This is a genomic window from Moorena sp. SIO3I8, assembly GCF_010692325.1.
In the GTDB taxonomy this organism is placed as follows: Bacteria; Cyanobacteriota; Cyanobacteriia; order Cyanobacteriales; family Coleofasciculaceae; genus Moorena.
The window spans coordinates 1-1,246 of the sequence record NZ_JAAHHW010000430.1 but is presented as its reverse complement, the minus strand read 5'-3'; the positions used below and the strand labels follow the sequence as shown (position 1 = coordinate 1,246).

1 protein-coding gene is annotated in these 1,246 nt (G+C 43.8%); it reads right to left on the bottom strand.

Going from position 1 to position 1,246, the window contains the following annotated elements:
• Positions 1-879 precede the first annotated feature (879 nt).
• A partial coding sequence (locus tag F6K51_RS37630) for a sigma-70 family RNA polymerase sigma factor (protein ID WP_293031365.1) occupies positions 880-1,246 on the bottom strand: 367 nt, incomplete at its 5' end.

Here is a 1,246-nt window from a genome sequence, read left to right as displayed (position 1 = left end):
GACGTGCTGACAAGAACGATCCAGTTAATTGGTTAAGCATCATACTTACCCCCTTTGAAAAAAAAACTGTAAGACACCCTGAGCAAAAATTCTGAGAGTTTAGAGCATCAACTGATGAAGCCATAATCAATCAGAAAAAGTTAATTTTTCCTAAACCAGAGTTATGTTGACTCTTGAGGTTATAATCCTATTTAAGCCTAAACTCTGCTTTGGTTTCTTCCTTTGTTGAGCGGTTTATCAACTGTCACAGTTGGCGCTGGTCATAGCCGGAAATTTTGCTGAAGCTTGACTACCAGCGTTCACCCAGCTAGTTGACCCTTGCTCTAAGCAACTATGAGTGACCTTTTGCTGAAATAGGTGAGTCTAGACTCATCTTTTATTCAACCCTTAGAATAATTTTTCGTCCAGGTTAACTTACAAATTGCTTCTTAAATGGCTCCCCCAGGTTTTTTACCTCCTCACTCTCCCGTTTTGATGTGAAAATTTTGTGAAATTATCGGTGAACTTATGTAAGTATTCAGCTATCAGCTATCAGCTATCAGCTATCAGCTTATGGGCATAGGGCAAGCTACTTGATGTGCTTATGGGCATAGGGCAAGCTACACCGAACAGCTTTTGAATCAAACAGGTCAGCATTCGTTTAATCTGATTGAAGTCACAGCGCTTGTGGCCTGTGCCACAAAGCTGACGGCTGTTCGCGCAGCGTGCGCGTAGCGCATATGCTTACGAACTTATACAGTGATGTGAATTTTGCTCTGACTATAGAAATACTCCAAAGGTAAGAACAGAGATTTCGGGGTTTTTTACATTTCTTTACAAAAAAATAAGTGGTAACCATTTCTGGCTACCACTCATGCTTGGAATACAGTCAACCATTAGCTAGCTAGCGATGTACTCCCGGAAATTAGCATGGCGACGCCGTAGCTGTGCTAAGGCTTGATGTTCTAACTGGCGTACCCGTTCACGACTGAGGTTCAGTCGCTTACCAACTTTAGCCAGAGATAGCTCTTTGCCATCCTCTAACCCAAAGCGTAGCGCTAGCACTTCCCGCTGTTGGGGGGTAAGTTCTGCTAACAGCAGATTTAGGTCTTGCCGCAAGGACTCCTGAGTGGTGTAGTTAACCGGTGTTAGACCATCATCTTCTAGCAGCTCAGACAGCTCTGTGTCTTGGTTATCTCCGACGCGAACGTCGAGAGAGATGGGTTGACGAGCAATGCTCAAATATTCCCGAATCTGAGCTGGTTCT